At 74.7% G+C, this 22,788-nt stretch carries 19 protein-coding genes; 8 read left to right on the top strand and 11 right to left on the bottom strand.

The window, feature by feature from the left end; all coding sequences use genetic code 11:
- Positions 1-223 precede the first annotated feature (223 nt).
- Together ABT048_RS21570 and ABT048_RS21565 are read left to right on the top strand one after the other, a co-directional pair.
- Positions 224-736, top strand: a complete 513-nt coding sequence (locus ABT048_RS21570; RefSeq protein WP_350523054.1) for a hemerythrin domain-containing protein — start codon at positions 224-226, stop codon at positions 734-736.
- An 83-nt stretch (positions 737-819) separates the two neighbouring features.
- A complete protein-coding gene (locus ABT048_RS21565; protein ID WP_350523053.1) occupies positions 820-1,380 on the top strand; it encodes a hemerythrin domain-containing protein in 561 nt (186 codons plus the stop codon).
- Between the two features lie 205 nt (positions 1,381-1,585).
- On the opposite strand, the gene ABT048_RS21560 is transcribed toward ABT048_RS21565, so the two are convergent.
- Positions 1,586-2,635, bottom strand: a complete 1,050-nt coding sequence (locus ABT048_RS21560; protein WP_350523052.1) for a YihY/virulence factor BrkB family protein — start codon at positions 2,633-2,635, stop codon at positions 1,586-1,588.
- A 76-nt stretch (positions 2,636-2,711) separates the two neighbouring features.
- Entirely contained in the window at positions 2,712-2,978 is a 267-nt protein-coding gene (locus ABT048_RS21555; RefSeq protein ID WP_350523051.1) for a hypothetical protein, read from the bottom strand.
- 97 nt (positions 2,979-3,075) lie between these two features.
- Between ABT048_RS21555 and ABT048_RS21550 the strand changes: the two genes are divergently transcribed.
- On the top strand, positions 3,076-4,209 hold the full coding sequence (locus ABT048_RS21550) for a PP2C family protein-serine/threonine phosphatase (RefSeq protein WP_350523050.1): 1,134 nt from the start codon (positions 3,076-3,078) through the stop codon (positions 4,207-4,209).
- A gap of 16 nt (positions 4,210-4,225) precedes the next feature.
- On the opposite strand, the gene ABT048_RS21545 is transcribed toward ABT048_RS21550, so the two are convergent.
- From ABT048_RS21545 to ABT048_RS21525, 5 genes are all read right to left on the bottom strand, one after another.
- Positions 4,226-4,657 (bottom strand): SRPBCC family protein, encoded by a 432-nt coding sequence (locus tag ABT048_RS21545; protein WP_350523049.1) that lies wholly within the window; start codon positions 4,655-4,657, stop codon positions 4,226-4,228.
- Positions 4,658-4,769: 112 nt separating this feature from the next.
- Positions 4,770-7,082 (bottom strand): condensation domain-containing protein, encoded by a 2,313-nt coding sequence (locus ABT048_RS21540; RefSeq protein ID WP_350523048.1) that lies wholly within the window; start codon positions 7,080-7,082, stop codon positions 4,770-4,772.
- A 62-nt stretch (positions 7,083-7,144) separates the two neighbouring features.
- Entirely contained in the window at positions 7,145-7,933 is a 789-nt protein-coding gene (locus ABT048_RS21535) for an SDR family NAD(P)-dependent oxidoreductase (RefSeq protein ID WP_350523047.1), read from the bottom strand.
- A 59-nt stretch (positions 7,934-7,992) separates the two neighbouring features.
- A complete protein-coding gene (locus ABT048_RS21530) occupies positions 7,993-8,811 on the bottom strand; it encodes an AfsR/SARP family transcriptional regulator (RefSeq protein ID WP_350523046.1) in 819 nt (272 codons plus the stop codon).
- A gap of 299 nt (positions 8,812-9,110) precedes the next feature.
- A complete protein-coding gene (locus tag ABT048_RS21525; protein WP_350523045.1) occupies positions 9,111-10,265 on the bottom strand; it encodes a Rieske 2Fe-2S domain-containing protein in 1,155 nt (384 codons plus the stop codon).
- Positions 10,266-10,483: 218 nt separating this feature from the next.
- Here ABT048_RS21525 and ABT048_RS21520 point away from each other — a divergent pair, with 218 nt between their 5' ends.
- Positions 10,484-12,118, top strand: coding sequence for an alpha/beta hydrolase (locus ABT048_RS21520; protein WP_350523044.1), 1,635 nt, complete (start codon positions 10,484-10,486; stop codon positions 12,116-12,118).
- Positions 12,119-12,224: 106 nt separating this feature from the next.
- Positions 12,225-14,183: a glycoside hydrolase family 5 protein gene (locus ABT048_RS21515; protein WP_350523043.1), complete on the top strand. Its 1,959-nt coding sequence runs from the start codon at positions 12,225-12,227 to the stop codon at positions 14,181-14,183.
- A gap of 120 nt (positions 14,184-14,303) precedes the next feature.
- On the opposite strand, the gene ABT048_RS21510 is transcribed toward ABT048_RS21515, so the two are convergent.
- On the bottom strand, positions 14,304-14,834 hold the full coding sequence (locus tag ABT048_RS21510; RefSeq protein ID WP_350523042.1) for a GNAT family N-acetyltransferase: 531 nt from the start codon (positions 14,832-14,834) through the stop codon (positions 14,304-14,306).
- Positions 14,835-15,114: 280 nt separating this feature from the next.
- The gene (locus ABT048_RS21505; protein WP_350523041.1) at positions 15,115-16,563 is read right to left on the bottom strand and encodes an aminotransferase-like domain-containing protein; all 1,449 of its coding nucleotides are present in this window, start codon (positions 16,561-16,563) and stop codon (positions 15,115-15,117) included.
- Between the two features lie 53 nt (positions 16,564-16,616).
- Between ABT048_RS21505 and ABT048_RS21500 the strand changes: the two genes are divergently transcribed.
- From ABT048_RS21500 to ABT048_RS21490, 3 genes are all read left to right on the top strand, one after another.
- On the top strand, positions 16,617-18,158 hold the full coding sequence (locus tag ABT048_RS21500; RefSeq protein WP_350523040.1) for a DUF885 family protein: 1,542 nt from the start codon (positions 16,617-16,619) through the stop codon (positions 18,156-18,158).
- A complete protein-coding gene (locus ABT048_RS21495; RefSeq protein WP_350523039.1) occupies positions 18,155-18,775 on the top strand; it encodes a LysE family translocator in 621 nt (206 codons plus the stop codon). Before ABT048_RS21500 ends, ABT048_RS21495 begins: the two co-directional genes overlap by 4 nt.
- A gap of 206 nt (positions 18,776-18,981) precedes the next feature.
- Positions 18,982-20,283, top strand: a complete 1,302-nt coding sequence (locus tag ABT048_RS21490) for a S28 family serine protease (RefSeq protein WP_350523038.1) — start codon at positions 18,982-18,984, stop codon at positions 20,281-20,283.
- A 96-nt stretch (positions 20,284-20,379) separates the two neighbouring features.
- Here ABT048_RS21490 and ABT048_RS21485 read toward each other — a convergent pair whose 3' ends face one another.
- Both ABT048_RS21485 and ABT048_RS21480 read right to left on the bottom strand, forming a co-directional pair.
- A complete protein-coding gene (locus tag ABT048_RS21485; RefSeq protein ID WP_350523037.1) occupies positions 20,380-21,876 on the bottom strand; it encodes a phosphodiester glycosidase family protein in 1,497 nt (498 codons plus the stop codon).
- Between the two features lie 14 nt (positions 21,877-21,890).
- Positions 21,891-22,619 (bottom strand): peptidase inhibitor family I36 protein, encoded by a 729-nt coding sequence (locus tag ABT048_RS21480; protein ID WP_350523036.1) that lies wholly within the window; start codon positions 22,617-22,619, stop codon positions 21,891-21,893.
- Between the last annotated feature and the right edge of the window lie 169 nt (positions 22,620-22,788).

The raw sequence follows: 22,788 nt of genomic DNA, 5'->3' as shown, positions 1-22,788 counted from the left end.
CGGTCGTCGCAGGTCGTCACGGACCGGGCCCGCCGCTCCCATCGCGCATCGCGCGCCCCGCCTCGGTGACGTTGGCCGTCCCGGTGGTCGTTCCGGAACCGGGACGTACCGGGCAGGTGCCCACGACCGGCCCCGCCACACCCGTCGCGCGGCGGCGTTTGGCAGCGGTCCGCCCGGGGACACGCCGGGGCGGCGGGGAACAGCGCCGACAAGGAGGCGAGCGATGTCCAACGATGCCATCGTCCTGCTGCGCGAGGACCACAAGGAAGTCCGCCGTCTGTTCCGCGAGTACCGGGGGCTCGTCGAAGGCGACGGCGAAGGCGGCGCGCAGGCGCGTCGCGAGAAGGTCGAACGGATCGTGGAGGAGCTGACCGTCCACACCTACCTGGAGGACGAACTCTTCTACCCCAGGATCCGCCGGGAGGTGCCCGGACTCGCCGAGGCCATGGACCGCGCCAAGGAGGAGCACCACGTCGCCGACCTGCTCTGCGAGGAGCTGAGCCGGATGACTCCCGACGACGAGGGCTACGACGCCAAGACCGCCGTCCTGATCGACGCCGTCGAGCGGCACATCGAACAGGAGGAGGGCGACTGGTTCCCGGAGGTCCGCTCCGCCCTCGGCCGCAAGGAACTGCAGGAGATCGGCGAACGGATGCAGGCCGTGCGGGAGACCGCGCCGCGCCGGCCGACCGGCGGCGGGGTGCTGCACCGGATCGCCTCCGCTCTGGAGGGCTGACCGGCCCGAGTCCAGGAAGGCCCGACCCGAGTCCAGGAAGGCCCGAGCCCAGGAAGCCCCGAGCCCAGGAAGGGGTACCACCCGTGAACCACGACGAAGACCTGCTGGAACAGCTCGTCGCCGACCACCGGTCGATGCTGGTCCACTTCAGCGAACTCAGCGGCATCCCCAGCGGGGACCGCCAGCGCAAGCGCCTCGCCGCCCTGGTGACCGACCAGCTGGTCCGCCACACCAGGGCCGAGGAGGAGCACCTCTACCCGCTCGTCCGCGACCGGCTGCCTGACGGGCCCGCCGTGGTCGAACGCGAACTCGCCGACCACCGCGGGGTCGAGGCCCTGCTGGTCGAACTCCGCCGGACCCACGTCACCTCGCCGACCTTCGACCGCCTGGTCGCCCGGCTGACGGAGGAGGTCACCCGGCACGCCGGCGACGAGGAGGCACGGCTCTTCCCCGCGGTCCGCGCGGTGACCACCGAGGCCGAGTTGCACGAGCTGGCGGCCCTGGCCCGCGAGACCAAGGCCTCCTCGACCGGTCGGCCCCGCTACCAGCGGCCGTCCGAACGTCCCGCGGACCACCTGCCGCCCCCCGAACGCTCGCTCACCGAGCGGGTGCGCGAACTCCTGACACCGGGCGGGCCGCACTGACGGACGAGCCGGCCGGGCCGGCCGGGCACTCCGGCCGGACACCGGACGGGAGCGGCGCGACGAGGAGGGCGCGCCGCTCCCGCCCGGCGTCCGGCGCCGTACGACAGCGGCGCCTCGTACATCAGCGCGGCGCCCGGCTCGGCGCTGCTCACCGTCCGTCAGGCCTCACCGTCCCCGATCGTCAGGCTTCACCGTCCGGCGATCCTCACCGACCGTCGGGCTTCGCGGGGCCGTGGCGCCGGTCGTCGCTGCGCCCGGACCCACCCCCGTCGCCGGGGCCACCGTCCTCCCCGGCCTCGTCCGCGTCCTCGAAGGAGACGTCCACGCGCTGCTCGGGGCGGCGCTCCTCCTGCCGGGCGACGGAGGACAGCACCTTCTGGTCGGCGTCCGTGAGCGGTGGCTGCAGCAGGCTGCGCGGCCACAGCCGGCGGGCGAGCACCACATCGGTCTCGGCCGCGTACACGGTGATCTGCGCGGCGAGGTAGATCCAGAAGAGCAGGCCGATCACGGTCGCGAAGAAGCCGTAGACCTGGCTCGCGTGGCGCAGCTCGTGGGCGACCAGCAGGGCGCCGAACGCCTGCAGCACGGTGAACAGCGGACCGGCGATCGCGCAGCCGGGCCACAGGGCGCGGGTGGGGATCTCGCGGGGGGTGAGCACCCGGAAGCAGGCCAGGCACAGCGCGGTGTTCAGCAGCGCCGAGACGACCAGGCCGCCGATCCGGGCCGGGGTGCCGCCCAGGGTGGTGCCGACCAGTGAGGCGGCGGCGGTGCCCAGGACCAGTCCGGCGCCGAGGACCGCGAACAGCAGCAGGCTGCGGGCCAGTCGCGGCCAGTAGCCGGGGCGCTGGACGCCGGGGACGTTCCAGACCTCGGCCATGGCGTGCTGGAGGACCTGGGCGATGCCGAGCGCCCCGTACAGCATGCCGAGCGCCCCGATGAGCAGGGCCAGGCCGCTGCCCTGCAGGGAGTGCACGTTCTGGCGCAGCTGGTCGCCGATGATCGGGAAGTCGGCGAGCGCGGAGTCCACCACCGAGCGCTGGGCGCCGGGGTGGCCGTGCAGGACGAAGCCGAGGACGGTGCTGAGCAGGAGGAGCAGCGGGATCAGGGCGACGAAGCCGTAGTAGGTGATCAGGGCGGACAGCAGCCCGCCGCGGTCGTCCCCGTACTTGCGCACCACGCCGACCACCACGCCGGTGGGCCGGTGGCGCTGCTGGAAGCCGTCCATGCCCCGCAGGGTCCGTTCGATGGGGTTCACACGGCGGCGTCTGCCCCGGTCGGGCGGTCCGACACCCGGCGGCGACGCCTGTTCCGACCGGTGCGCGCGAGGGGGCTCAGGAGGCTGCCAGGGCGCGCTCGCACTCGCGGCAGCGGCGGTCGGCCAGTTCGGGCGGGTACCAGGGGTCACCGGGGCGCGCGGGGGCGTAGTGGCTGTGCTCCATGGAGCGGGTGTCGCGTTGACACAGCGTGGTGGGCTGGGGGTCCTCGGGGACGTCGGGGTCGGCACCGGCGGCGTGGACGGCCAGTACTCCCGGTCCGACGCCCTCGGCGCCGAGGACCTGCTCGGACTCCAGCTCGAACAGCACGATGATCGAGGCCATGTCTCCGACGGTGCGCCGGGGCGGACCGCTCCGCACTCCGGGCCGGTCACGCGTGGGACGGGTCGCGCGGACGTCCGGCCGCCGCCGTCGCCGCGCCGTGGGCCCGCCCGACGACGACCCGGTGCGGGCGGCGGCCCGCGAGCTGGGCGCGGACGGGGCGTGGGTGTTCCTGGCCGACGTCCAGCAGCGCCACCTCGTCCCGCTGCCCGGCCCCGAGGACGGTGACCCCTTCGACCCGGTCGACGTCGAGGGGACGCTCGGTGGCCGCGCCTACCGGTTGCAGCAGACCCAGCTGTCCTCCGCATCGCCCGGCGTCGGCTGGTTCCCGCTGGTCGACGGGGTCGAACGGATCGGCGTGCTGCGGATCGAGGACGGGGCACCGGGCGGGGACTCGACCGGGCGCTACGAGGCGCTGGCGGCGCTGGTCGCCCTGCTGGTGGTGTCGAAGAGCGCGTACAGCGACGTCGTCGTCGGCGTCGGACGGCGGCAGCCGATGAGTCTGCAGGCCGAGCTGCTGTGGGCCTTCCTGCCGCCACGGACCATCGGCACCCGGCACGTCACGTCCAGCGCCGTCCTGGAACCGGCCTACGACGTGGGCGGCGACGCCTTCGACCACTCGGTGGCGGGTGGTCGCCTGCACGTCTCCGTGTTCGACGCGATGGGGCACGACCTCGCCTCCGGCGGTGCCAGCTCGGTCGCCCTGGCGGCCTGCCGCTCCACCCGGAGATCCGGCGGCGGCCTGGCCGACATCGTCCGGGCCATCGACGACGCGCTGGCCCGGTGGATCCCGGACCGGCTGCTGACCGCGGTCGTCGCCGACCTCGACACGTTCACCGGCGAGCTGTCCTGGGTCAACTGCGGGCACCCGCCGCCGCTGCTGATCCGGGACGGCCACGTCCTGACGGACGCGCTGAGCCGGCGGCCCGAGCTGCCGCTCGGCCTCGGCTTCCACCGGCACGGGCCGCAGCCCGTCCACCACGAGCGGCTGCAGCCCGGCGACCGGCTGCTGGTGTACACCGACGGGGTCACCGAGGCCCGCTCGACCTCCGGCGAGCTGTTCGGCGAGCTCCGGCTGACCGACTCCCTCGTTCAGCACATGACCGGCGGGGACCCGGCCCCGGAGGCCCTGCGTCGTCTGATCCACGCCCTGGTCACGCACCAGGACCACGAACTGCGCGACGACGCCACCATCCTGCTGGCGGAGTGGCACCCGGACCGGCCCGGGAACTGAGGCGGGGACTCCCGGACTACCGCAGCAGTCGGTCCAGCACCCGGCCGAAGACCAGGCGTCCGGTGGCGGCGACGACCGGATCGGCGAACCGCGGCACACCGGAGATCCGCAGTTCCTCCGCCCACACCGCCACGCTGCCGCCGCCCACCGCCCGGACCCGCAGCACCGCCCCGCCGCGCACCGGGCGGCCGCGCTTGGCCAGCCGGCACAGCCCGTCACGTCCGGGCCCGGGCGGGACCAGCTCGACGATCTCCATCGGGTCGTCGAACCGCAGCGGCCCGACGGCCGTCCTGGCCAGGACGACGTCACCCACCTCCCGGCCGGTGCCCCGGGCGACGCCGACCCGGGTGAACGGCACCCGCTCCCCGTGCCGGGGCCAGGCGGTCAGCCGCTCCCAGCAGACCGCCGGGGGCAGCGGCGTGCGGCGGGTCAGGACGAAACGGGCCATGCGGCCCACCGTAGCGCCGCGGCCAGCCGCCGGAGGCCCGCACCGGGTGCGTCGGCCCGCGCACGATGCCCCGCTCACGACGGCCCTCGTACGACGGCCCGCGCCCGTCGGTCTAGGCCCGGTCGCCCAGCAGCGCCGCCACCGCCGCCAGATCGGCCTCCTCGTCGACCAGCACCACCACCGGCGGGTGCGGTGGGGCGCCCAGCCGGGCGATCTCGTAGGCGGTGACGCCGAGTCCCGGCGGGGCGACCAGGACGACCGGGGCGCGGGACTCCAGCAGCGGGCCGAGCACCGGGCGGTAGGCGGCGGGCGGCGGGTCCTCCCCGACCGGGCGCAGCACGCCGAGGCCCTGCGGGCCGGGCCAGCCGCGGGCGGCGCCGGCCAGCCGGATCTGCGGGGCGCCGGGCGGGGGCAGCAGCAGGACCCAGCCCGCGTCCGGGAGGCCGGCCCGGTGCAGGACGTCCAGCCGCACCGCGGGGCCGTCGGGCGCGGGCGCGTCGGCGGCGTCCGGATCGGCGCCGCCGCCGGCCTCGCCGGCCTCGCCGGCCTCGCCGGCCTCGCCGGAGAGCCGGGGCGCGGGCTGTCCGGCGAGCGTGGTGCGCAGCACCTCGGTGGTGCTCAGCCCGCTCGGCAGGTCCGGGAAGGCACGCAGCAGGTGGGCGCTCTGGCTGAGGAGTTCGACGGCGTCCTGGTCGGCGAGCAGGGTGCGGTCGTGGGTCGCGGTGAGGACGAGCCCGCCGGTGGTGTCGTAGTGGGCGGCGAGGGTGATCGGGTACGAGGTGAAGGTGCCGGCCGGCACCGGGCTCTCCACGTGGATGCCGTGCGCGGCCAGGTCGGTCTCCAGCCGCAGGTGGTGCGCGGCGGTCGGCTGGTGCTCCAGGACGACCAGGCTGTTGGGCCGCCGTCCGCGCGGGCCGGCCGTCCAGCGGTGCGCCTGGCCGGGGGAGACCCACTCGTACGCGGCGAGGTCGAGCACCCCGTCGCGCAGGGCGGTGAGCAGCTGCGGCACGGTGGTGCCCGGGTGCAGCCGGACGGAGATCGGCAGCGGGTTGCGCAGTGCGCCGGGGAGCCGGTCGATGCCGTCCAGCGGGATGCCCCGGCCGGAGACGGTCACGGCGAAGCCGACCCGCACCGAGCGGGCCGGGCGGCGGGGCCGGTCGGACTGCGCGGCGCGGTACAGCAGCAGCGCCCAGGCGGCCTGCAGCGCGCTGCTCTCGCCGGCGCCCCAGGCCGCCGCCCAGCCGCGCAGCCGGACCGCCTCGTACGGGGTGAGCCGGCGCCGGGCCCGGCCGCTGCCGTGCCGGCGCGGGTCGGGGGCGAGCGGCAGGACGGCCGTGGCGCCGGGGCGGGTGGACCAGAACTGCTGGGCCGCGTCGGTGCCCTGGGCCTGCAGCCAGCGGGCGTGGTCGCGGACGTCGGGGCGGCGTTCGCCGCCGGGCAGGACGCCGCCGGTCAGGTAGGCGCGGTAGAAGGACTGCAGCAGCAGGCGCACGCTCCAGCCGTCCAGCATCGCGTGGTGGTAGCTGAGCAGCACCCGGGTGGCGGGCCCCTCGTCGGCGTCCGGCGGGGCGTCGAGCAGGGTGGCGCGCAGCAGGGCGGGGCGGCGCAGGTCGAAGCCGCGGCGGCGGTCGGCGGCGAGCAGTTCCTCCCAGTCGGCGGTGCCGTGCGGGTGCCGGGTGACCTCGGGGACGGCGCGTTCGTGCAGCACCATCCAGGGCTCGGTGTCGCCGCTCTCGTCCCAGTCGAAGGCCGCGCGCAGCACCGTCTCGTGGTCGATGACGGACTGCCAGGCGGCGGTGAAGCGCTCGGTGTCCAGCGGGCCGTGCCAGTGCCAGGACAGCTGCTCGACGTGCCGTCCGTCGTGGTCCGGCTGCCCGAGGACCTGGCGCAGCAGCTCCCGCTGCAGCGCGCTGGTGGGTACGGTGACGGGCTCCGGCGGGTGCGCCAGGGCCTCGCGCAGCTCCTGCAGCAGGGCGAGGGCGCGCCCGGGCGGGCCGGGTGCGAGGCCGACGAAGAGCCTCGGCTCGCGGGCGCCGTCCCGGTCCTCGACGAGCACCGCCCGCAGCCGGGGCCCGGTGGCCAGGCTGTGCCCGAGCTCGGCGAGCACCCGGTCGAGGCCTTCCGGGCCGTCGGCCGTGCGCTGCCACAGCAGTTCCTCGCCGGCGTCCGGCCGGACGGCCCGCAGTGCGGCGCGCAGCACGTCCGGCCGGTACGCCCGGTACAGCTCGACCAGCAGGAACTCCTTGGCCCGCGCGGGCCGGGCGGCGGCCTTCCGGGGCCGGGCCGCGGTCCGGGCCAGTGCGGCGCTGACCGCCCCCGCGTCGAGGCGTCTCGGCGGGCGGGCGGCGGGCAGGCAGGGCTCGGGCGCGGGGGCGCCGGACACCAGCAAGGTGACGGGTGCGCTGGAGAACTGACGGTTCGTCATCACTGATCAGCGGGCACCGGAGCCCGAGTCCTTCCCGTGGGCCGGCCAGGATCGCGCCGGGGTTACTGGGTGGCGAGTCCGCCGCAGACGTTGAGTGCCTGGGCGGTGATGCTGGCGGCGGTCGGGGTGGTGAGGTAGCCGGCCAGCGAGGCGACCTCCTCGGGGGTGGTGTAGCGGCCGAGCGGGATGTGCGTCTGGAAGTGCTGGTGGATGGTCTCGGGCGTGGTGTTGTAGGCGGTCGCGTACTCGTGGTGGATCCGGGTGGTGTGCGGGGTCTGGACGTAGCCGGGGCAGATCGCGTTGACGGTGGTGCCGGTGGGTGCCAGCTCCTTGGCCAGGGCCCGGGTGAAGCCGATCACGGCGTGCTTGCTCGCGGTGTACGGCGCGCCCAGGGTGACGGCCTGCTTCCCGGCCGTGGAGGCGATGTTGATGATGCGCGGGTTCGCGGTGCTGGTGATGTGGCCCTGCCGGAGGGTTTCCCGGGTGACCAGGAAGACGGCGTTCAGGTTGGTGTCGATGACGTCGTACCACAGGTCGTCGGTGGTGGTCGCAGTCGGTCCGCCGCCGGTGCGTCCGGCGTTGTTGACCAGCACGGTGATCGGGCCGTGCTCGGCGACCGCGTGCCGGATCAGCTCGGCGACCTGGGCGGGGTCGCGGACGTCGCAGGTGCGGCCGTCGGCCTGGTGGCCCTCGCCGCGCAGGGTGACCAGCGCCTGGTCGATGTGCGGGGCGGTGCGGGCGCAGATGAAGACACGGTGGCCGCGGCTGCCGAGTTCGCGGGCGATGGCCAGGCCGATGCCGCGGGTACCGCCGGTGATCAGGGCGAGGGGTTGCTCGGGTGCGGTGGTCATGACGCGTCCTGTGGGTGAGGGCTGGGAGAGGTCTGCGGGGACGGCCGTACGGACGGGGCTCAGGCCGAGTACAGGTTGTAGGTGGTCGGGTGGGCGGTGGTGGGCGTGTTGAGGGTCGGGTCGAGGGTGAGGATGGCGTGCTGCAGGTGCTGCAGGTGCGGGGAGGGCTGGATGCCGAGTTCGGTGGTCAGCCGGTGCCGCAGGTGGTGGTAGGTGGTGAGGGCGTTGGTCTGCCGGCCGGCCCGGTAGAGCGCGACCATGGCCTGGGCGTGCAGGCCCTCGTGGTGCGGGTGCTGGTGGGTCAGGTGGGTGAGTTCGGGGATCAGTTCGTTGTGCCGGCCGAGCCGCAGGTCGGTGTCGATCCGCCGTTCCAGGGTGATCAGCCGGCTCTCCTCCAGGCGCATGATCTCGATGGTGAGGATGGGGCCGGGCCGTACGTCGACCAGGGCGGGGCCGTGCCAGAGCGCGAGGGCCTGGCGGAAGTGGGTGGCGGCCTGGTGGTCGTGGCCGTGGTTGAAGGCGTGCTGGCCCTGGGTGATCAGCAGGTTGTAGGTGTGGACGTCCAGGCTGTCCGGGTGCGCGGTGAGCTGGTAGCCGCCGTGGCGGGTGGTGAGGATGTCCTTGGCGGTGGTGTCCGGGGTCGGTCCGAGGGCCTGGGTGATGCGGCGGCGCAGCTGCAGGATGTACGTCTGCATGGTGGTGAGCGCCTGTCTGGGCGGGTCGTCGCCCCAGATCTCCTCGATGAGGGTGGCCGTGGGCAGGATCCGGTTCGGGTAGAGCGCGAGCAGCGCGAGGATCTGGCGCTGCTTGGCGGCGGAGGGGACGACGGATATGCCGTTGAGGTCGGCGGTGAGGGGGCCGAGGACTCTGAGCTGCATGGCGGTTCCCCTTTCGTGCGCGGGACGGTTGTCGGGCGCGTGACGTGTGCTCGGGAGCGGATCGGTCGGCCGTGCGTGGGGCGGTGGGTCGGGCGATGTGTCGTGCTGGTGTTCGAAAGCAGGGGATGGTGGGGGGTTGCGTCGCACCTTAGTTGCGCCGGGAGGCGGGGGCCGGATTCCTCAAGTGCCCGTCGAGCGCGGTTCCGGGCGCTCTGGTGGGGCTCTCCGGGCACGACGGGGCGGCGGGGCACCGGCCCGGGTGGGGCCGGCGCCCCGCCGCGGGGCGGGAACGGGTGCGTTCAGCCGCGGGTGGCGCCGCTCCGGGCGCTGTTCGGTGTGCCGTCCGGTGCGCCGTGGGGCGTGCCGTGGGGCGTGCCGTTCGCGGGCGTGGCGGCCGGCGCCGGGAGGTGCGCCTGCCGGTCCGGCGGGTAGAACTGCCGGGCCCAGTGCCGCATCGCGCCGATCGGCCCGTCCCCGGCGGCGAGCCGGGGCGGCGACTGGTACCGCTTGGTGGACCAGATCGGGAAGTCGGCCGAGGTGAACTCCAGGTTGCGCCTGAACATCGGCCCCGCCAGCACCGCGGTCACCGCGCGGCTGACCGTCCGGGCGACGGCCGGCGGCAGCCCGGCCGGCTCCCGCATGACGAAGCGTCCGGCCTGCCGCAGCTGCATCCGGCCGGGGGAGACCTGGGTCGCCATCACCAGTGAGCAGATCTCCAGGCCGAGCGAGGGCGTGCGCACGTCGGTGTGCAGCGCGGTCAGCCCGTACCCGTCCACCTCCACGTCGACCTGCCGCATGCCGAGCAGCGGGAAGGTCTCCCGCACCCGCATCGAGACGTGGAAGCGGGGGCCGTCGAACTCCACCGGTGCCGCCAGCTCGCCCTGCGGCCAGCCGTGCAGGGTGACGAAGTGGCCCAGGTCGAAGGAGTTCTCCATGACGTCCTGGGCGTGGCCGGGCATCTCGAAGGAGGCGTACCGCAGCGGCTGCCGGCCGTCGCCGAGCCGGTGCCAGGACGGGATCTCCCAGTCCGGTTCCCGGCCGTCGTGGTGGCGCCAGACGAAGACGGCCTCGTTCACCTCCCGCACGGGCAGGTGCGCCAGGGCGGCCTTCGGCGGCGGGGTGCCGTAGCCGGTCCGCACGCAGCGGCCGTCGGGGTCGAAGGCGAACCGGTGGAAGGGGCAGACCAGGTCATCGCCCTCGACCGCCGCCAGGCCGAGGTGGGCGCCCAGGTGCGGGCAGTACGGGCGGATCGCGCGCAGGCGGCCGTTGCGCAGCCGGTACAGCACGACGTCCTCGCCGGCGAGTCGGCGGGTGAGCACGGTGCCCGGCCGGAGTTCGGCGGAGAAGGCGAGTGCGGACCACCCGTCGGGGTAGGGCAGGGCCGGTGGCAGGGCGACGTCGGCGGCCGTGGGGCGGTCGCTGACGGGGTGGACGTGCGGGTGGGACACGCGCATGAACTCTCCTGTCGGGTCCGTCCGGCGCCGCCCCTCCCAGGCGATGAGCGCTCGAACGACATGCATTTCAGATGCTAGCCAGGGGTGGTGTGTGTCCGCACGACAACCTCCGTGCGGCAGTGGAAGTCTGATGATCAGTCAGTCGTGCATGGTCAAAGCTTGGCAAATTCCGGTCGCTCCTCTGGATGTGCCATTGCACATGTCACATCATGCTCCCCATGAGAAAACCCCTCGCCCTGCTCGCGGCCCTCACGGCCGTCGCCGCCCTCGGCGGAACCTCCGCCTCCGCCGCCGGACCCGACGCCACCGACCTGGCCGACACCGGCCAGGGTGCGCTGGTCTGGAGCTCCTGCAACGACGCCACCACCCCCGCGCTGCAGTGCGCGATGCTCGACGTGCCGGTGGACTACGCCGACCCGCACGGGCGGAAGATCGCCATCAAGCTGAACCGCCTCCCGGCCACCGCGCCCCGGGAGAAGCAGCAGGGGCCGATCCTGCTCAACCCCGGCGGCCCCGGCGACTCCGGGCTCTGGATGCCGGTGTCCATCGCCTCCCAGCTCCCGGCGGACGTCGCCTCGACCTATGACTGGATCGGCTTCGACCCGCGCGGCACCAACGGCAGCGACCCCCATGTGGTCTGCGACGCCCACTACTTCGACGCCGAGCGCCCCGACTACCAGGTGAGCCAGGGCACGTCGAAGGCGTGGCTGAAGAAGGCGGCCGGCTACGCCGCCGACTGCGCGGCGGACTGGTCCTGGCTGCTGCCGCACATGACCACCGTCGACAACGCCCGCGACATGGACAGCATCCGCCGGGCGCTCGGCGTCCCGAAGATCAACTTCTACGGCGGCTCCTGGGGCACCTCGCTGGGCTCCACCTACGGCCAGCTGTTCCCCTCGCACGTGCGCCGGATGGTGCTGGACAGCATCGTCGGACCGACCATCAGCTGGTACGACCACAACATCCTGCAGGACAAGGAACACCAGCGCCGCTTCGAGGCCTTCGCGGCCTGGACCGCCAAGGCCGACTCCGTCTACCACCTGGGCACCGACGCCGCCGCCGTCGAGCGGGCGTACGGCCAGGTCGAGGACGCCCTGCGCAAGGACCCGGTGGACGCCGCCCCCGCGCCCGGCCGGATCGGCCCCGCCGAGTTCGAGGACACCTTCTACGGCGGCGGCTACAACTTCCTGCGCTGGCCCCGGATGGCGACCGTGCTCTCCGCCTACCTCACCCAGCACGACACCCGTCCGCTGGCCATCGCGTACAACCGGTACGCCGCCCCGGGCGCCGACGACGGCACTTTCCCGGCGTACAACGCGGCGCAGTGCACCGAGAACGCCTGGCCGCGCGACTGGGAGGTCTGGAAGAAGGACCAGGCGAAGGTGAACGCCGTCGCGCCCTTCTACACCTATAACAACATGTGGTACAACGCCGCGTGCATGTTCTGGCCGTACCAGGGCAACCCGGCGGGCCGGCTGAAGATCACCGGCAAGGGCCTGCCTCCCGTCCTGCTCTTCCAGGCCACCGAGGACGCCGCCACGCCGTACGAGGGCGGGCTCGCCATGCACGACGCGCTGCCCGGCTCCAAGCTGGTCGTCCAGAACGGCGGCAGCTTCCACGAGATCCTCTTCCACGGCAACGCCTGCCTGGACGACACCTTCACCGCCTACCTGCGCGACGGCAGCCTGCCCCAGGGCAAGGGACGGATCGCCAAGACCTGTGCGCCCGAGGCCGATCCGGACCCGGTGTACGTGACGCCGCCCCCGGCCGCCGCCAAGGCCGCGCCCGCGACCGCCCCGGTCACCGGCCTGGCGCCGACCGACCCGGAGGCCGTGCACGGCGTCCTGCGGTAACGACGCCGAAGCCGGGTGGCCCGTTCGACCGCGGGCTACCCGGCAGTCACATCCGCGGCGTATGGTCGGTCCCCGTCAATTCCGCGCCACCCTCACCTCACCCGGGATGACCATGAAGAGACTCGGAACACGCCTGCTCGCCGCGGCCGCGTGCCTGCCCCTGCTCGCCGCCGTGCCGGCGGGCGCCGCCGCCGCCGCGCCCCGGGCCGGGGCCGCCGCCCAGACCGGCGCGCAGACCGCCCAAGCAGGTGTGCAGACCGGCCCCGAACTGGCCGCGTCCTGGACCGGACCGCTCAGCACCCGCGGGCGCTACATCGTCGACGCGAACGGCGCCCGCTTCAAGCTGAAGTCCGCCAACTGGGCCGGAGCCCAGGGCACCTGGGAGGGCAGCGGGAGCACCGACGACCCCGCGAACAACCAGGCCGGGCAGGTCTCGCACAACATCCCGCTGGACCTGGACCGGGTGCCGCTGGAACGCCTCATGGCCGATTTCCACGGCCTCGGCCTCAACAGCATCCGGCTGCCGTTCGCGAACGCGATGATCCACGACACCGCCGCCGTACCGGACTCCGCCGTCGCCGCCAACCCGCAGCTGCGCGGCCGCACCCCGCTGCAGGTGTACGACGCCGTGGTCGCCGCGCTCACCGCCGACGGCTTCGCGGTCGTCCTCAACAACCACACCACCGGCTACCGCTTCTGCTGCGGCCTGGACGGCAACGAGCGCTGGAACAGCGGGCAGTCGACCCAGGCGTGGGAGGACGACTGGGTGTTCCTGGTGAACCGCTACCGGGCGAACAAGCGGGTGGTGGGCGCCGACCTGCGCAACGAGGTCCGCCGCGACACCTGGGACGACCCCAACTGGGGCATGGGCGACGCCCACGACGAGTACGCCGCCTTCGAGGAGGCCGGCAACCGGATCCTGCAGGCCGACCCGGACATGCTCGTCATCATGGAGGGCATCAACTGGTACGGCATCCCCGCCGCGATCTTCAGCCACGGGCGTCCGATGCTCACCCCGGTGCGCAACCTCTCCAACACCCTGATCGACTCGGGCAAGTTGGTGTACTCCGCGCACTTCTACGCCTACACCGGCCCGGCCAACACCGGCGCGGGCAGCGGCCCGGGAGCCACCGGCGACCCCCGCTACGAGGACTTCACCCCCGAGCAGCTGGCCCAGGTCGTCGACGACGAGGCGCTGTTCGTCACCCAGGCCGGGCAGCACTTCACCGCACCGGTGTGGATCAGCGAGTTCGGCGCGGGCGGACGCGGCTCCACCGACGCCAAGGAACAGGCCTGGCTGCACACCTTCACCGACCTCCTGGCCGCCCGTGACGCCGACTTCGCCATCTGGCCGCTCGTCGGCTGGGCCGACACCGCCGGCCGCCCGCTGGACACCTGGGCGCTGCTCTCCTACGACCCAGCGGGCAAGCGGACCGGCCTGACCGACCCCGGCGACTGGCGGGCCGCCGACTGGACCAAGCTGGTCGGCGCCCCGGCACTGACCGGCCCGGTGGCGCCGGTGAACCACTGGAACGTGCTCGACCTCGACCACGGCGACCAGAACGTCTCCCGCCGGATGGCCGGGGTGGACTGGAGCAGTGGCAACCGCAAGGGCAACTGCCCGGACGGCCAACGCCTGGTCGCCCTCGGCCGCAGCGACAGCCGGGGCCTGTGCACCGACGCCGGCGAGCCCGCGACGGGCACCGGCGACTGGGTCACCGTCACCGACGAACGGTACGTCACCGGCGGCGACTGGGCGTCCGGCTACAACAAGCTCCAGTGCCCCGACCGCACCTTCGCCGTCGGCTACAGCGTGCACAGCGACGCCATGTCCGCCCTGCTGTGCGCACCCGCGGCCGGCCCGCTGCCCACCACCGGCCGCGACGTCTGGTTCGACCACGGCGACAACCGCCCCGCCACCGGCGGCTCGGTCGCGAGCGACTGGGCACCGGGCCACTACAAGGGCCAGTGCGCGGACAACGAGTACGTCGCCGGCGTCGCCTACACCTGGAAGTGGCTCCACTACGGCGTGCCGGACGCGCTGCTCTGCCGCCCCCTCGCCTGAGCGCCGCCGCCCGTCCGCGGGATCCCCGCCGCTGCCGGCCCGAGGCGTACGCGCCCCGGGCCGGCACCGGCCCCCGGCGGACGGGCGGTCAGTCTGCCGCGGGCGGCCGCATCGGCCGGTTCACGCCCGCCACTCCTCGGCCAGCAGCCCGAGCACCACCTGGTCCACGAACTCCCCGCACGCCCACGCCGCGCCGCGCAGCCGCCCCTCCGCGGTGAAACCGGCCCCGGTCGCGGCCCTGATCATCGGCGTGTTGTCCGCGAGCGTCTCCAACTGCAGCCGGTGCAGGCCGAGCACCACGAACCCGTACCGGCACAGCACCCGGACGACGTCCGTCGCGAACCCGCGGCCGCGGTGGCCCGGGCGCAGGGCGAGGCCCAGGTGGGCGCTGCGGTTGTGGGCGTCGATGCCCCACAGGAGGGCCTCCCCGGCCAGCTCCCCGGAGGCCGTGTCGACCACGGAGAAGCACGCCGCCTCGTCGGACGGCCCGGTGACGGCGTACGGCGACTGCGCCGATCCCGGCGGGAGGGGCCGCCAGGGGCGGGAGTCGGCCCGCGAACGGGTCGCCACGTCGTCGTGGAGCTCGGTCTGGAGCACCGGGACGTCGGCCTCGTGCCGGGCCCGGAGGGTGATGTGAGTGCCCTGTAGCATGTCACATTGTTAACACTCCCGACGGGGCCGTTGCTACCGGTTTTCCGCCGCAGGGTTCCGCCCCGGGGTCAACCGGTGGTGGCGCGGGCCGGGTGGGACCAGGTGCGGTGGTACCGGTCGATGTCCCCGCGAACAGCCTGAGCGCGACGCCGGCCCGGGTGAGGTCCATCGCGACCATCAGCGCCCGTGCGAGCGATGTGCATCTGCCAGATCGGTGCCGGTGCTCATCCGCCCATCGCAGGCCGAATCCGTGCGCACCTGCTCACCCGTTCCGGCCGCGTCAGCGCGGGAGGGCGGCCCAGGCCGCGGCGAGGCGGGAGACCAGGGTGGCGGCGGTGTCCGGAGGGAAGGAGTACGGCAGCCGGAGGTGGCCGTCGTGGGCGCCGGTCGGGTCCATGGTGGCGCCGGGGACGACCTCGGCGCCGTGGCGCAGGGCGAGTTGGGCGTAGACCCGTGCGTCGGTGCCGGCGGGGAGACGGATCCAGAGCACGGAACCGCCCTGCGGGGGCTGCCAGTGCCAGTCCGGGAGGTGTGCGGCGAGCAGGCCGGTCATGGTGGCTAGCCGCTCGCGCCGCAGGCGCTCCCGTTCGGGGGCGAGGGCGGCGAGAGCGGGCAGCAGGCGGGCGGCGAGGGCTTGGTCGAGCAGCGGGCTGCCGAGGTCGTCGAGCGCCTTGAGCCGGGCCAGGCGGGCGGCGGTCTCCCGCGGTGCGCGGATCCAGCCGATCCGCAGGCCGCCCCAGACCGCCTTGGCCAGCGAACCCACCGTCAGCACGGCGCCCCCGGCCGGGTACGCGGCGACCGGCGGCGGGGCCTGCCCGGGGGCGAGGGCCGCCGCGTGGGCGCTGTCCTCCAGGACGGGCACGCCGTGCCGGGCGGCGAGTTCGGCGACCCGGCGACGACGGCCGGCGGACATCAGCGTGCCGGTGGGGTTGTGGAAGGTCGGCATGAGGTAGACCAGCGCGGGCCGGTGCTCGGCGAGCGCCGCGGCGAGCCCGTCGATCCGGATGCCGTCCGAGTCGAGGCCGATGCCGACCAGCCGTGCGCCGGCGGCCCGCAGGACGTCCAGGCAGCCCGGCCACCCGGGGGACTCCACGATCGCGGTCGACCCCCGCCCGAGGAGCAGCCGGGCCGCCAGGGTGACCGCCTGGGTGGCCCCGGTCGTGACCACCACCTGCTCGGGCACCGTCGGCAGGCCGTGCGCGCCGTGGTGGTCGGCGATCGCCGCCCGCAGGGCGGGCAGCCCGGCCGGGTGGTAGCCGGCGTCGCGGACCAGGCCCGGCAGATCCTCGCGGACGAGGTCGGTCAGCGCCCCGGCCAGGTCCGGCCCGCCGGCCTCGGCCGCCTGCCCCAGTGAGATGACGTCCGGCGGCGGCGCCACCAGCCGCTGGATCACCGCGGTGGCCTGGCCACCGGGCACCCGCCCGTCCACCGGGGCCCGGTGGACGGCGGCGCCCCCCGACACCCGGGTGCCGCTGCCCCGGCGGGTCTCGACCAGGCCGGACCCGCGCAGCGCGTCGTAGGCGGCGACCACCGTGGCCCGGCTGGCCGGGAGCGCGTCGGCGAGCCGCCGCTCGGGCGGCAGGCGGTCGCCGGGGCGCAGGTCCCCGGAGCGCACGGCCCGCACGAAGGCCTCGGTGAGCCGCCGGTACAGCGGCCCCTCGGCCGAACTCCAGTCGCCCAGCAGGTCGATCAGCTCGGCGGGCTCGGAGGTCCCACGATTCCGGTCCACTTTCCCCTCCATTGGCACGGGAGTACGACCCGCCGCTGACAGAGGCTAGCGGCATGATCATCACCTCGACTCCGGACCCCCGACTCACCGCCGTCTGCGACCTCTCCGTCGTCGCCGCCCGCGACGGCGCCGGCCTGCACCGGTACGACGGCGTCGTCCAGGACCTCTCCCCGGACGGCGTGCGCCGCGGCCTCGCCGCCCTCGGCGGCCCCGCCGGCACCACGCCCTACCCGGACCCGTACGACGAGGCGCACACCGCCGCCGCCGAGGAGGCCCTGCGGGTCCGCTTCGGCGAGCTCGAACTGCACCGCAGCAACCCGCTCTGGCACATCGAGAACCTGGACCCGTCCGGCTACGACCGCCCGTACGCGCCGCAGCCCGAACGGGACGCCGCCCGCCAGGCCCACCTCGGCCGCTGGCCGGACGCCGTCGACGCCGCCGTGGAAGCACTGGACCGGGTGCCCGCGCCGCTCGCCGAGTCCACCCTGCCGCTCGCCCGCGGCCTCGCCACCTTCGTCGACCCCCAGGGCGGCCCCGTCCACGCCGCCGCGGGCCGCGCCCACGCCCGGCTGCTGGCCCACCTCGAACGAGCCGCCGCCCTGGGCCCGGAATCGGCCGCGCTCGGCGGCCCCGCCCTCGCCCGGCTGCTCGGCGCCGCCGAGGCCTGCACTGTCGACCTCACCGCGATGTCCGCCCGGGTGGACGCGGAGCGCGACCTGCTGCGGGCGCTGCTCGACGAGTCGCTGCGCCGCGTCGACCCCGCAGCCCCCACGCCCGCCGCCACCGTACGGGCCCTGCAGGCCGACCACCCTGACGCCGACGGGGTGTTGGCGGAGTTCCGTGGGCTCGTCGACGAGACGGTCGCCTGGACCGCCCGGCACGACCTGGTGCCCGACCACGACGTCGAGGTGCTCGTCGAGCCCATGCCCGAATCCCAACGCCGCGCGCTGGCCGGGCTGTTCGCGGCCGCGCCGTACGAGCCCGACGCGCCCGGCAGCTTCCGGGTCACCCTCCCGGACACCTGCTGGTCACGAACGGAACGCGACCAGTGGCTCTCGACCGGCTTCAACCGCACCCTGATGCCCAACATGGCGATCCACGAGGTTGCCCCCGGGCACGCCAGCCACTTCCGGGCGCTGCGCCGGGCGACGACCGACGTCCGCCGAACCCTCCACTCCGAGGCCTTCATCGAGGGATGGGCCCACTACTGCGAGGAGTTGGCCCTGGAAGAGGGCTTCCGTGACGGCGACCCACGGGTCGCCGTGGCCGTCGCCCAGGACGCGCTGCGCCGGGTCACCCGCTTCGCCTGCGCGATCGGGCTGCACACCGGGGCCATGACCCTCGCGGACGCGGCGGCGCGGTTCACCGAGGACGTCGCCCTGGACGGCCCGGCCGCCCTGCACGAGGCCCGGCGCGGACTCTTCGACCCCACCTACGGCCGTTACACCTGGGGCAAGTTCGCGATCCTCGACCTGCGCGAACAGGCCGCGAAGCGCTGGGGCGCCACCTTCTCGCTGCGCCGCTTCCACACCGCCCTGTTCGACCTCGGCGCCCCGCCGCTGGGCCTGCTGTCCACCGCACTGGAGCGCGGATGACCTCGCTCGCCGGCTTCCTGCTCGCCTCGCTGGCGCTGGTCGCCGTGCCGGGGCCCAACCTGATCTACATCGTCACGCGCAGCGTGCGGGACGGACGGCGGGCCGGCCTCGTCTCGGCCCTCGGTGTGGAGACCGGCACGCTGGTCCACGTCCTGCTCGCGGTCGGCGGCCTGGCGGCGCTGGTCACCGACCACCCGCTCGCCTTCACGGTGCTGCGCTACGCGGGCGCCGGCTACCTCGCCCAGCTGGGCGTGCGGACCCTCGTCCGCTGCCCCTCCCCGGCCGGCGAGGGGCAGCCGGAGCCGGCCCGGCGCCGCCTGCTGCGGGTCTACGGCGACGCGGTCCTGGTCAACCTGCTCAACCCCAAGGTGGTGCTGTTCTTCCTGGCCTTCCTCCCGCAGTTCGTGCCCACCGGACTGTCCGCCGGCGACACCCGGGCGCGCATGCTCGTCCTCGGCGCGGTCTTCCTGACCGTCGCGCTCGCCCTGGACCTCTGCTACGCCCTCCTCGGCGCCGCGCTCACCAGCCGGCTCCGCGGCACACCGCGCGGTCAGCGGCGGCTGTCCTACGCGGTCGGCGGCGTCTACCTCGCCCTGGCGGCCCTGGTGTTCGTCTGAACGCCCGGCCGGGCCCCGGGAACGCAGGCGGCCTTCCATCGAGCGTCGGCCCAGCGGCCGGCCGGCCGGTTGCCCACCCGGGCGGCTCCCTCCTGGGAGGGGGGCGAACCCCTCTGCGGCGGGATCCGCGCAGGCCGCGGCCCCGGTTGACTGGTGATCAACGACGACCGGGGGGAAGACCCATGATGCGCAGGCGAATCGGACGGATGGTGGCTCAGGCCGCGGCGGTGGCGATGCTGGCCGGAACGGCCGCGGTGCCCGCCGCGGCGGCCGGGGCCGGACCGGCGGACATCCGGGCCGCGATCGAGGCGGTGCCCGGCCTGCGGATCGTGGAGGAGAAGCCCGCCGCACCCGGCTTCCGCTTCTTCGTCCTGACGCTGCACCAGCCCGCCGACCACGGCCACCCCGAGCGGGGCGGCTTCGACCAGCGGCTCACCCTGCTGCACCGCGGCACCGACCGTCCCACGGTGCTCTACACCAGCGGCTACGACGTCTCCACTGCCCAGTACCGCTCGGAGCCGGCCGAGCTGCTGGACGGCAACCAGGTGAGCACCGAGCAGCGCTTCTTCGGCACCTCCCGGCCCGACCCTGCCGACTGGGACGACCTCGACATCCGGCAGGCCGCCGCCGACCACCACCACGTGATCGAGGCGCTGCGCGCCGTCTACCGGGCACCGTGGATCTCCACCGGCGGCAGCAAGGGCGGCATGACCACCGTCTACCACCGCCGCTTCTACCCGCAGGACGTGGCCGGCTCGGTCGCCTACTCGGCGCCGAACAACGTCGACGACCGCGAGGACTCCGCCTACCTGGACTTCCTGCGCACCGTCGGCACCCCCGAGTGCCGCACCGCCCTGCAGGCCGCGCAGCGCGCCCTGCTGGAGCGCCGCACCGCCCTCGTCGCCCGGTACCAGGCCTGGGCGGACTCCCGGGGCGACGGCTTCCGGCTCGTCGGGAGCGCCGACAAGGCCTTCGAGATCGCCGTCCTGCGCGCGCCGTTCATGTTCTGGCAGGGCCGCGGCCAGGCCGCCTGCCCGGCGGTGCCGCCCGCGGACGCCTCCGACGACGCCCTGTACGGCTGGCTCTCCGACGTCGCCCAACTGCCCGTCTACGCCGACGCGGTGGCCGGGAAGTTCGTCCCGTACTTCTACCAACTGGGCACCCAGCTCGGCTACTTCCCGGTCGAGACGGCCCACCTGGCCGGCCTGCTGCGCTACCCCGGCGCCACCGAGCCGCGCACCTTCGTCCCGCAGGACCTCCCGATGCGCTACCGGCCGCAGGCGATGCGCGACGTCGACCGCTGGGTCCGCACCCGCGGCGAGCACCTGATGTTCGTCAACGGCGCCGCCGACCCGTCCGTCGCCGAACCGTTCCGCCTCGGCGACGGCTCGCGGGACTCCTACCTCTTCGAGGTGCCGGGCGGCACGCACTCCGTGCGGATCGCCCAGCTGCCCGCCGCCGACGCCGCGGCGGCGACCGCCGCGCTGCGCCGCTGGGCGGGGGTGTAGCACGGCGGAGGAGCGGCGCGGCAGCCGAGCGGCCCCCGCCCCCGGTTCGACCGGGGACGGGGGCCGCAGTGTGCCGGTGCGGGTGACCGGGCGGGCCTACCTGGCCAGGCCGTAGCCGCCGACGGCGGCGTAGACGGTGTCGGCGACGTGGCGGGGGGAGGAGTCGGTGGTGGTGGTCACGGGCGGCTCGTTGCCGTTCTGGTCGCGCAGGTTGAGGGTGGTCGAGCCGCCGCCGTCCAGGTTGACCGCGTCGACCAGGTTGAGCGCCTTGAGCAGCTGGGCGAACTCGCTGCGGGTGGCTCCGGACGCGAGGGGCGCCGGGCCGCCCTTCTGCCCCTCGACGGTGACGAAGAAGAGGTGGCCGAAGCCGTCCGCCCCGCCGGCGGTGCGCCAGGCCCGGGCGGTGTCGTCGGCCGGCTGGTAGACGACCGAGGCGTCGCGGATCAGGACGTCGCCGGCGGGGGTCGCGTACAGCGCCGGGTCGATCGGCTGCTCCACGGCGCCGGCCGGGGCGCGGCCGAACCAGGTGTCGGCGAGGGTGTCGCCGAAGCGGGTGTCGGTGATCACCGTGTGCAGGGTGACCGGCTTGCCGGCGCAGGCGTTGTCCCAGAGCCAGGTCGCGCCGTCGCCGGTGCCCTCCAGGGCCCGCCCGCCGGGCGGCACGTCGTGGCCGCCGCGCGGGGCGTCGGAGACGATGCCGCCGGGCGCGGCGCCGGGGCGGAAGCAGGCGGTGGCCACGCCCGCCGCGTTGAACAGCACCTCGACGCCCGGGTCGTCGTCGGTGGTCGTGTCGGTCTGCCTGAGCACGTCGGGAGCCGGCGTCCTCGCCCCGAACTCGGGGGTGAACTCGACGATCTCCGACGGATCGAAGCAGACACCGCCGACGACCGTCACGTCCGTGTTGGCGGGGTCGGTGTTGCGCAGGCAGTGACCGGCCCGGCCGGGGAGCCGGTTGACGCCGTCGACCTTGCGGCTGACGGCGCCGTCGTCGGAGAGCTGCACGCTGAGCCCGGTGGCGAGCTCGGTGATGTACGGGCGGCCGTTCTGCAGCATCAGCACGGAGTTGGCCGGGCGCAGCCCGACGGCCTTGCCGGTGACGGTGTCGTAGACGTAGCGGCCTCCGCCGGCCTCGCTGAGCAGCCGCCCGTTCTTCAGCGAGGTGCCGCCGAGGTCGCCGAGGAAGATCCGGTTCGCCGGGTCCAGGACCACGCCGTCGTCGAAGTAGCCGCCGTTGACCCCGAGGTAGGGGCGCCGGCTGCTCACCCCGGTGGTCTGCTCCAGCATCTCCTGGACGGTCTGCGTGGTGTACATGCCCTGGCCGATCGAGCCGTCGAAGGTGATCGGCGCCCGGCTCGGGTCGATGTCCAGGACGTTGACCGTCCACGTCCGGTCGGCGTCCTGGTAGACGGTGCGGGTGATCCCGGGGAACGGCGTGGTGGCGGAGGCCTGGGCGAGGGTGATGCCGCCGAGGACGATGCCGGTGTCCGCCGCGCCGGCCAGGCCGCTGCCGGGAACGGCGAGGACGGAGGCGGCCAGGCCGAGGGCGGTGGCGGTCCGAAGCGCGGCGGCGCGCCGCACGAGGGTGTGCTTCATGTGGGGCTCCCGGGTCAGCAGAAGTCGGTGGCGGGGCGGCCGCCGGCGGCGGTGACCAGACGGTCGGAGCTGAGCGTCCCGGCGTACGGCGCGGGGACGAAGGTGCTGTCGCCGCTGAGCACGACGAAGGCCCGGTAGGTGGAGCCGTTGGCGCTCCAGGAGCCGGTGAGCCCGTTCTCCGGGTAGAAGCAGGCGTGCTTGGCGGTGTGGTTGAAGACCGAGACCGTCCGGTCGTTCCACCCGGCGCCGTAGTCGCGGACCTCGTCCTCGGTGAAGGAGGTCATCGCGCCGCGGCCGCTCTCCTCCGCGAACAGGCAGAGCCGCCCGGTCTCGCAGCGCTCGTAGCCGGTGAAGCAGCCGGCCTTGGACTTGGCGCCCTTGAAGGAGGTGACCTTGCCGTCCAGGTGGGTGCCGAGCTCGGCGAGGGTGGCCTGGCCGCCGGGGCGGACGGCCTGGACGGTGCCGCCGTAGCCGGCGTCGGCGTAGAGGCAGGCCCAGTAGGGGGACCGGTTGTCCACCGAGCGGGCGCGGTCGTTCCAGGCGGGGTCGACGCCCTGGACGGGGACCCGGGGGTCGTTGGCGAGTTCGGCGCCCTGGCCGCCGTCCTGGTCGTAGAGGCAGAAGCCGCCGGCGGCGCAGTGGCTGGTCCAGCTCGCTGCGGTGGCCCGGCTGCCGGGCAGGACGGCGAGCACGAGCGCCACGAGCAGCATGCCCATGACGGCGCGCGGAAGGTGTTGCCTCACGGCGGAGTTCTCCTCGGTGGAAGTGGCGGGTGGTCCGAGCCGGGCTCGGGACGCCGTGGTTCGGGATCGACCGACCGATGCGCTCGCGCACCCACACCATCGCCCGCACCTTCGACCGGGTCTGCGCCCTGCTCACCGACCTCGGCTACCTGAGCGGCGACACCGTCAC

The organism is Kitasatospora sp. NPDC096140 (genome assembly GCF_040303045.1).
Classification (GTDB): Bacteria; Actinomycetota; Actinomycetes; order Streptomycetales; family Streptomycetaceae; genus Kitasatospora.
This window is presented reverse-complemented; position numbering and strand designations above follow the sequence as displayed.

Coding starts and splice junctions, on each gene's coding strand:
- ABT048_RS21570 (WP_350523054.1), top strand. CDS start 224: ATGTCCAACGATGCCATCGTCCTGCTGCGCGAGGACCACAAGGAAGTC.
- ABT048_RS21555 (WP_350523051.1), bottom strand. CDS start 2,978: ATGGCCTCGATCATCGTGCTGTTCGAGCTGGAGTCCGAGCAGGTCCTC.
- ABT048_RS21545 (WP_350523049.1), bottom strand. CDS start 4,657: ATGGCCCGTTTCGTCCTGACCCGCCGCACGCCGCTGCCCCCGGCGGTC.
- ABT048_RS21540 (WP_350523048.1), bottom strand. CDS start 7,082: ATGACGAACCGTCAGTTCTCCAGCGCACCCGTCACCTTGCTGGTGTCC.
- ABT048_RS21535 (WP_350523047.1), bottom strand. CDS start 7,933: ATGACCACCGCACCCGAGCAACCCCTCGCCCTGATCACCGGCGGTACC.
- ABT048_RS21530 (WP_350523046.1), bottom strand. CDS start 8,811: ATGCAGCTCAGAGTCCTCGGCCCCCTCACCGCCGACCTCAACGGCATA.
- ABT048_RS21525 (WP_350523045.1), bottom strand. CDS start 10,265: ATGCGCGTGTCCCACCCGCACGTCCACCCCGTCAGCGACCGCCCCACG.
- ABT048_RS21520 (WP_350523044.1), top strand. CDS start 10,484: ATGAGAAAACCCCTCGCCCTGCTCGCGGCCCTCACGGCCGTCGCCGCC.
- ABT048_RS21515 (WP_350523043.1), top strand. CDS start 12,225: ATGACCATGAAGAGACTCGGAACACGCCTGCTCGCCGCGGCCGCGTGC.
- ABT048_RS21510 (WP_350523042.1), bottom strand. CDS start 14,834: ATGCTACAGGGCACTCACATCACCCTCCGGGCCCGGCACGAGGCCGAC.
- ABT048_RS21500 (WP_350523040.1), top strand. CDS start 16,617: ATGATCATCACCTCGACTCCGGACCCCCGACTCACCGCCGTCTGCGAC.
- ABT048_RS21495 (WP_350523039.1), top strand. CDS start 18,155: ATGACCTCGCTCGCCGGCTTCCTGCTCGCCTCGCTGGCGCTGGTCGCC.
- ABT048_RS21490 (WP_350523038.1), top strand. CDS start 18,982: ATGGTGGCTCAGGCCGCGGCGGTGGCGATGCTGGCCGGAACGGCCGCG.
- ABT048_RS21485 (WP_350523037.1), bottom strand. CDS start 21,876: ATGAAGCACACCCTCGTGCGGCGCGCCGCCGCGCTTCGGACCGCCACC.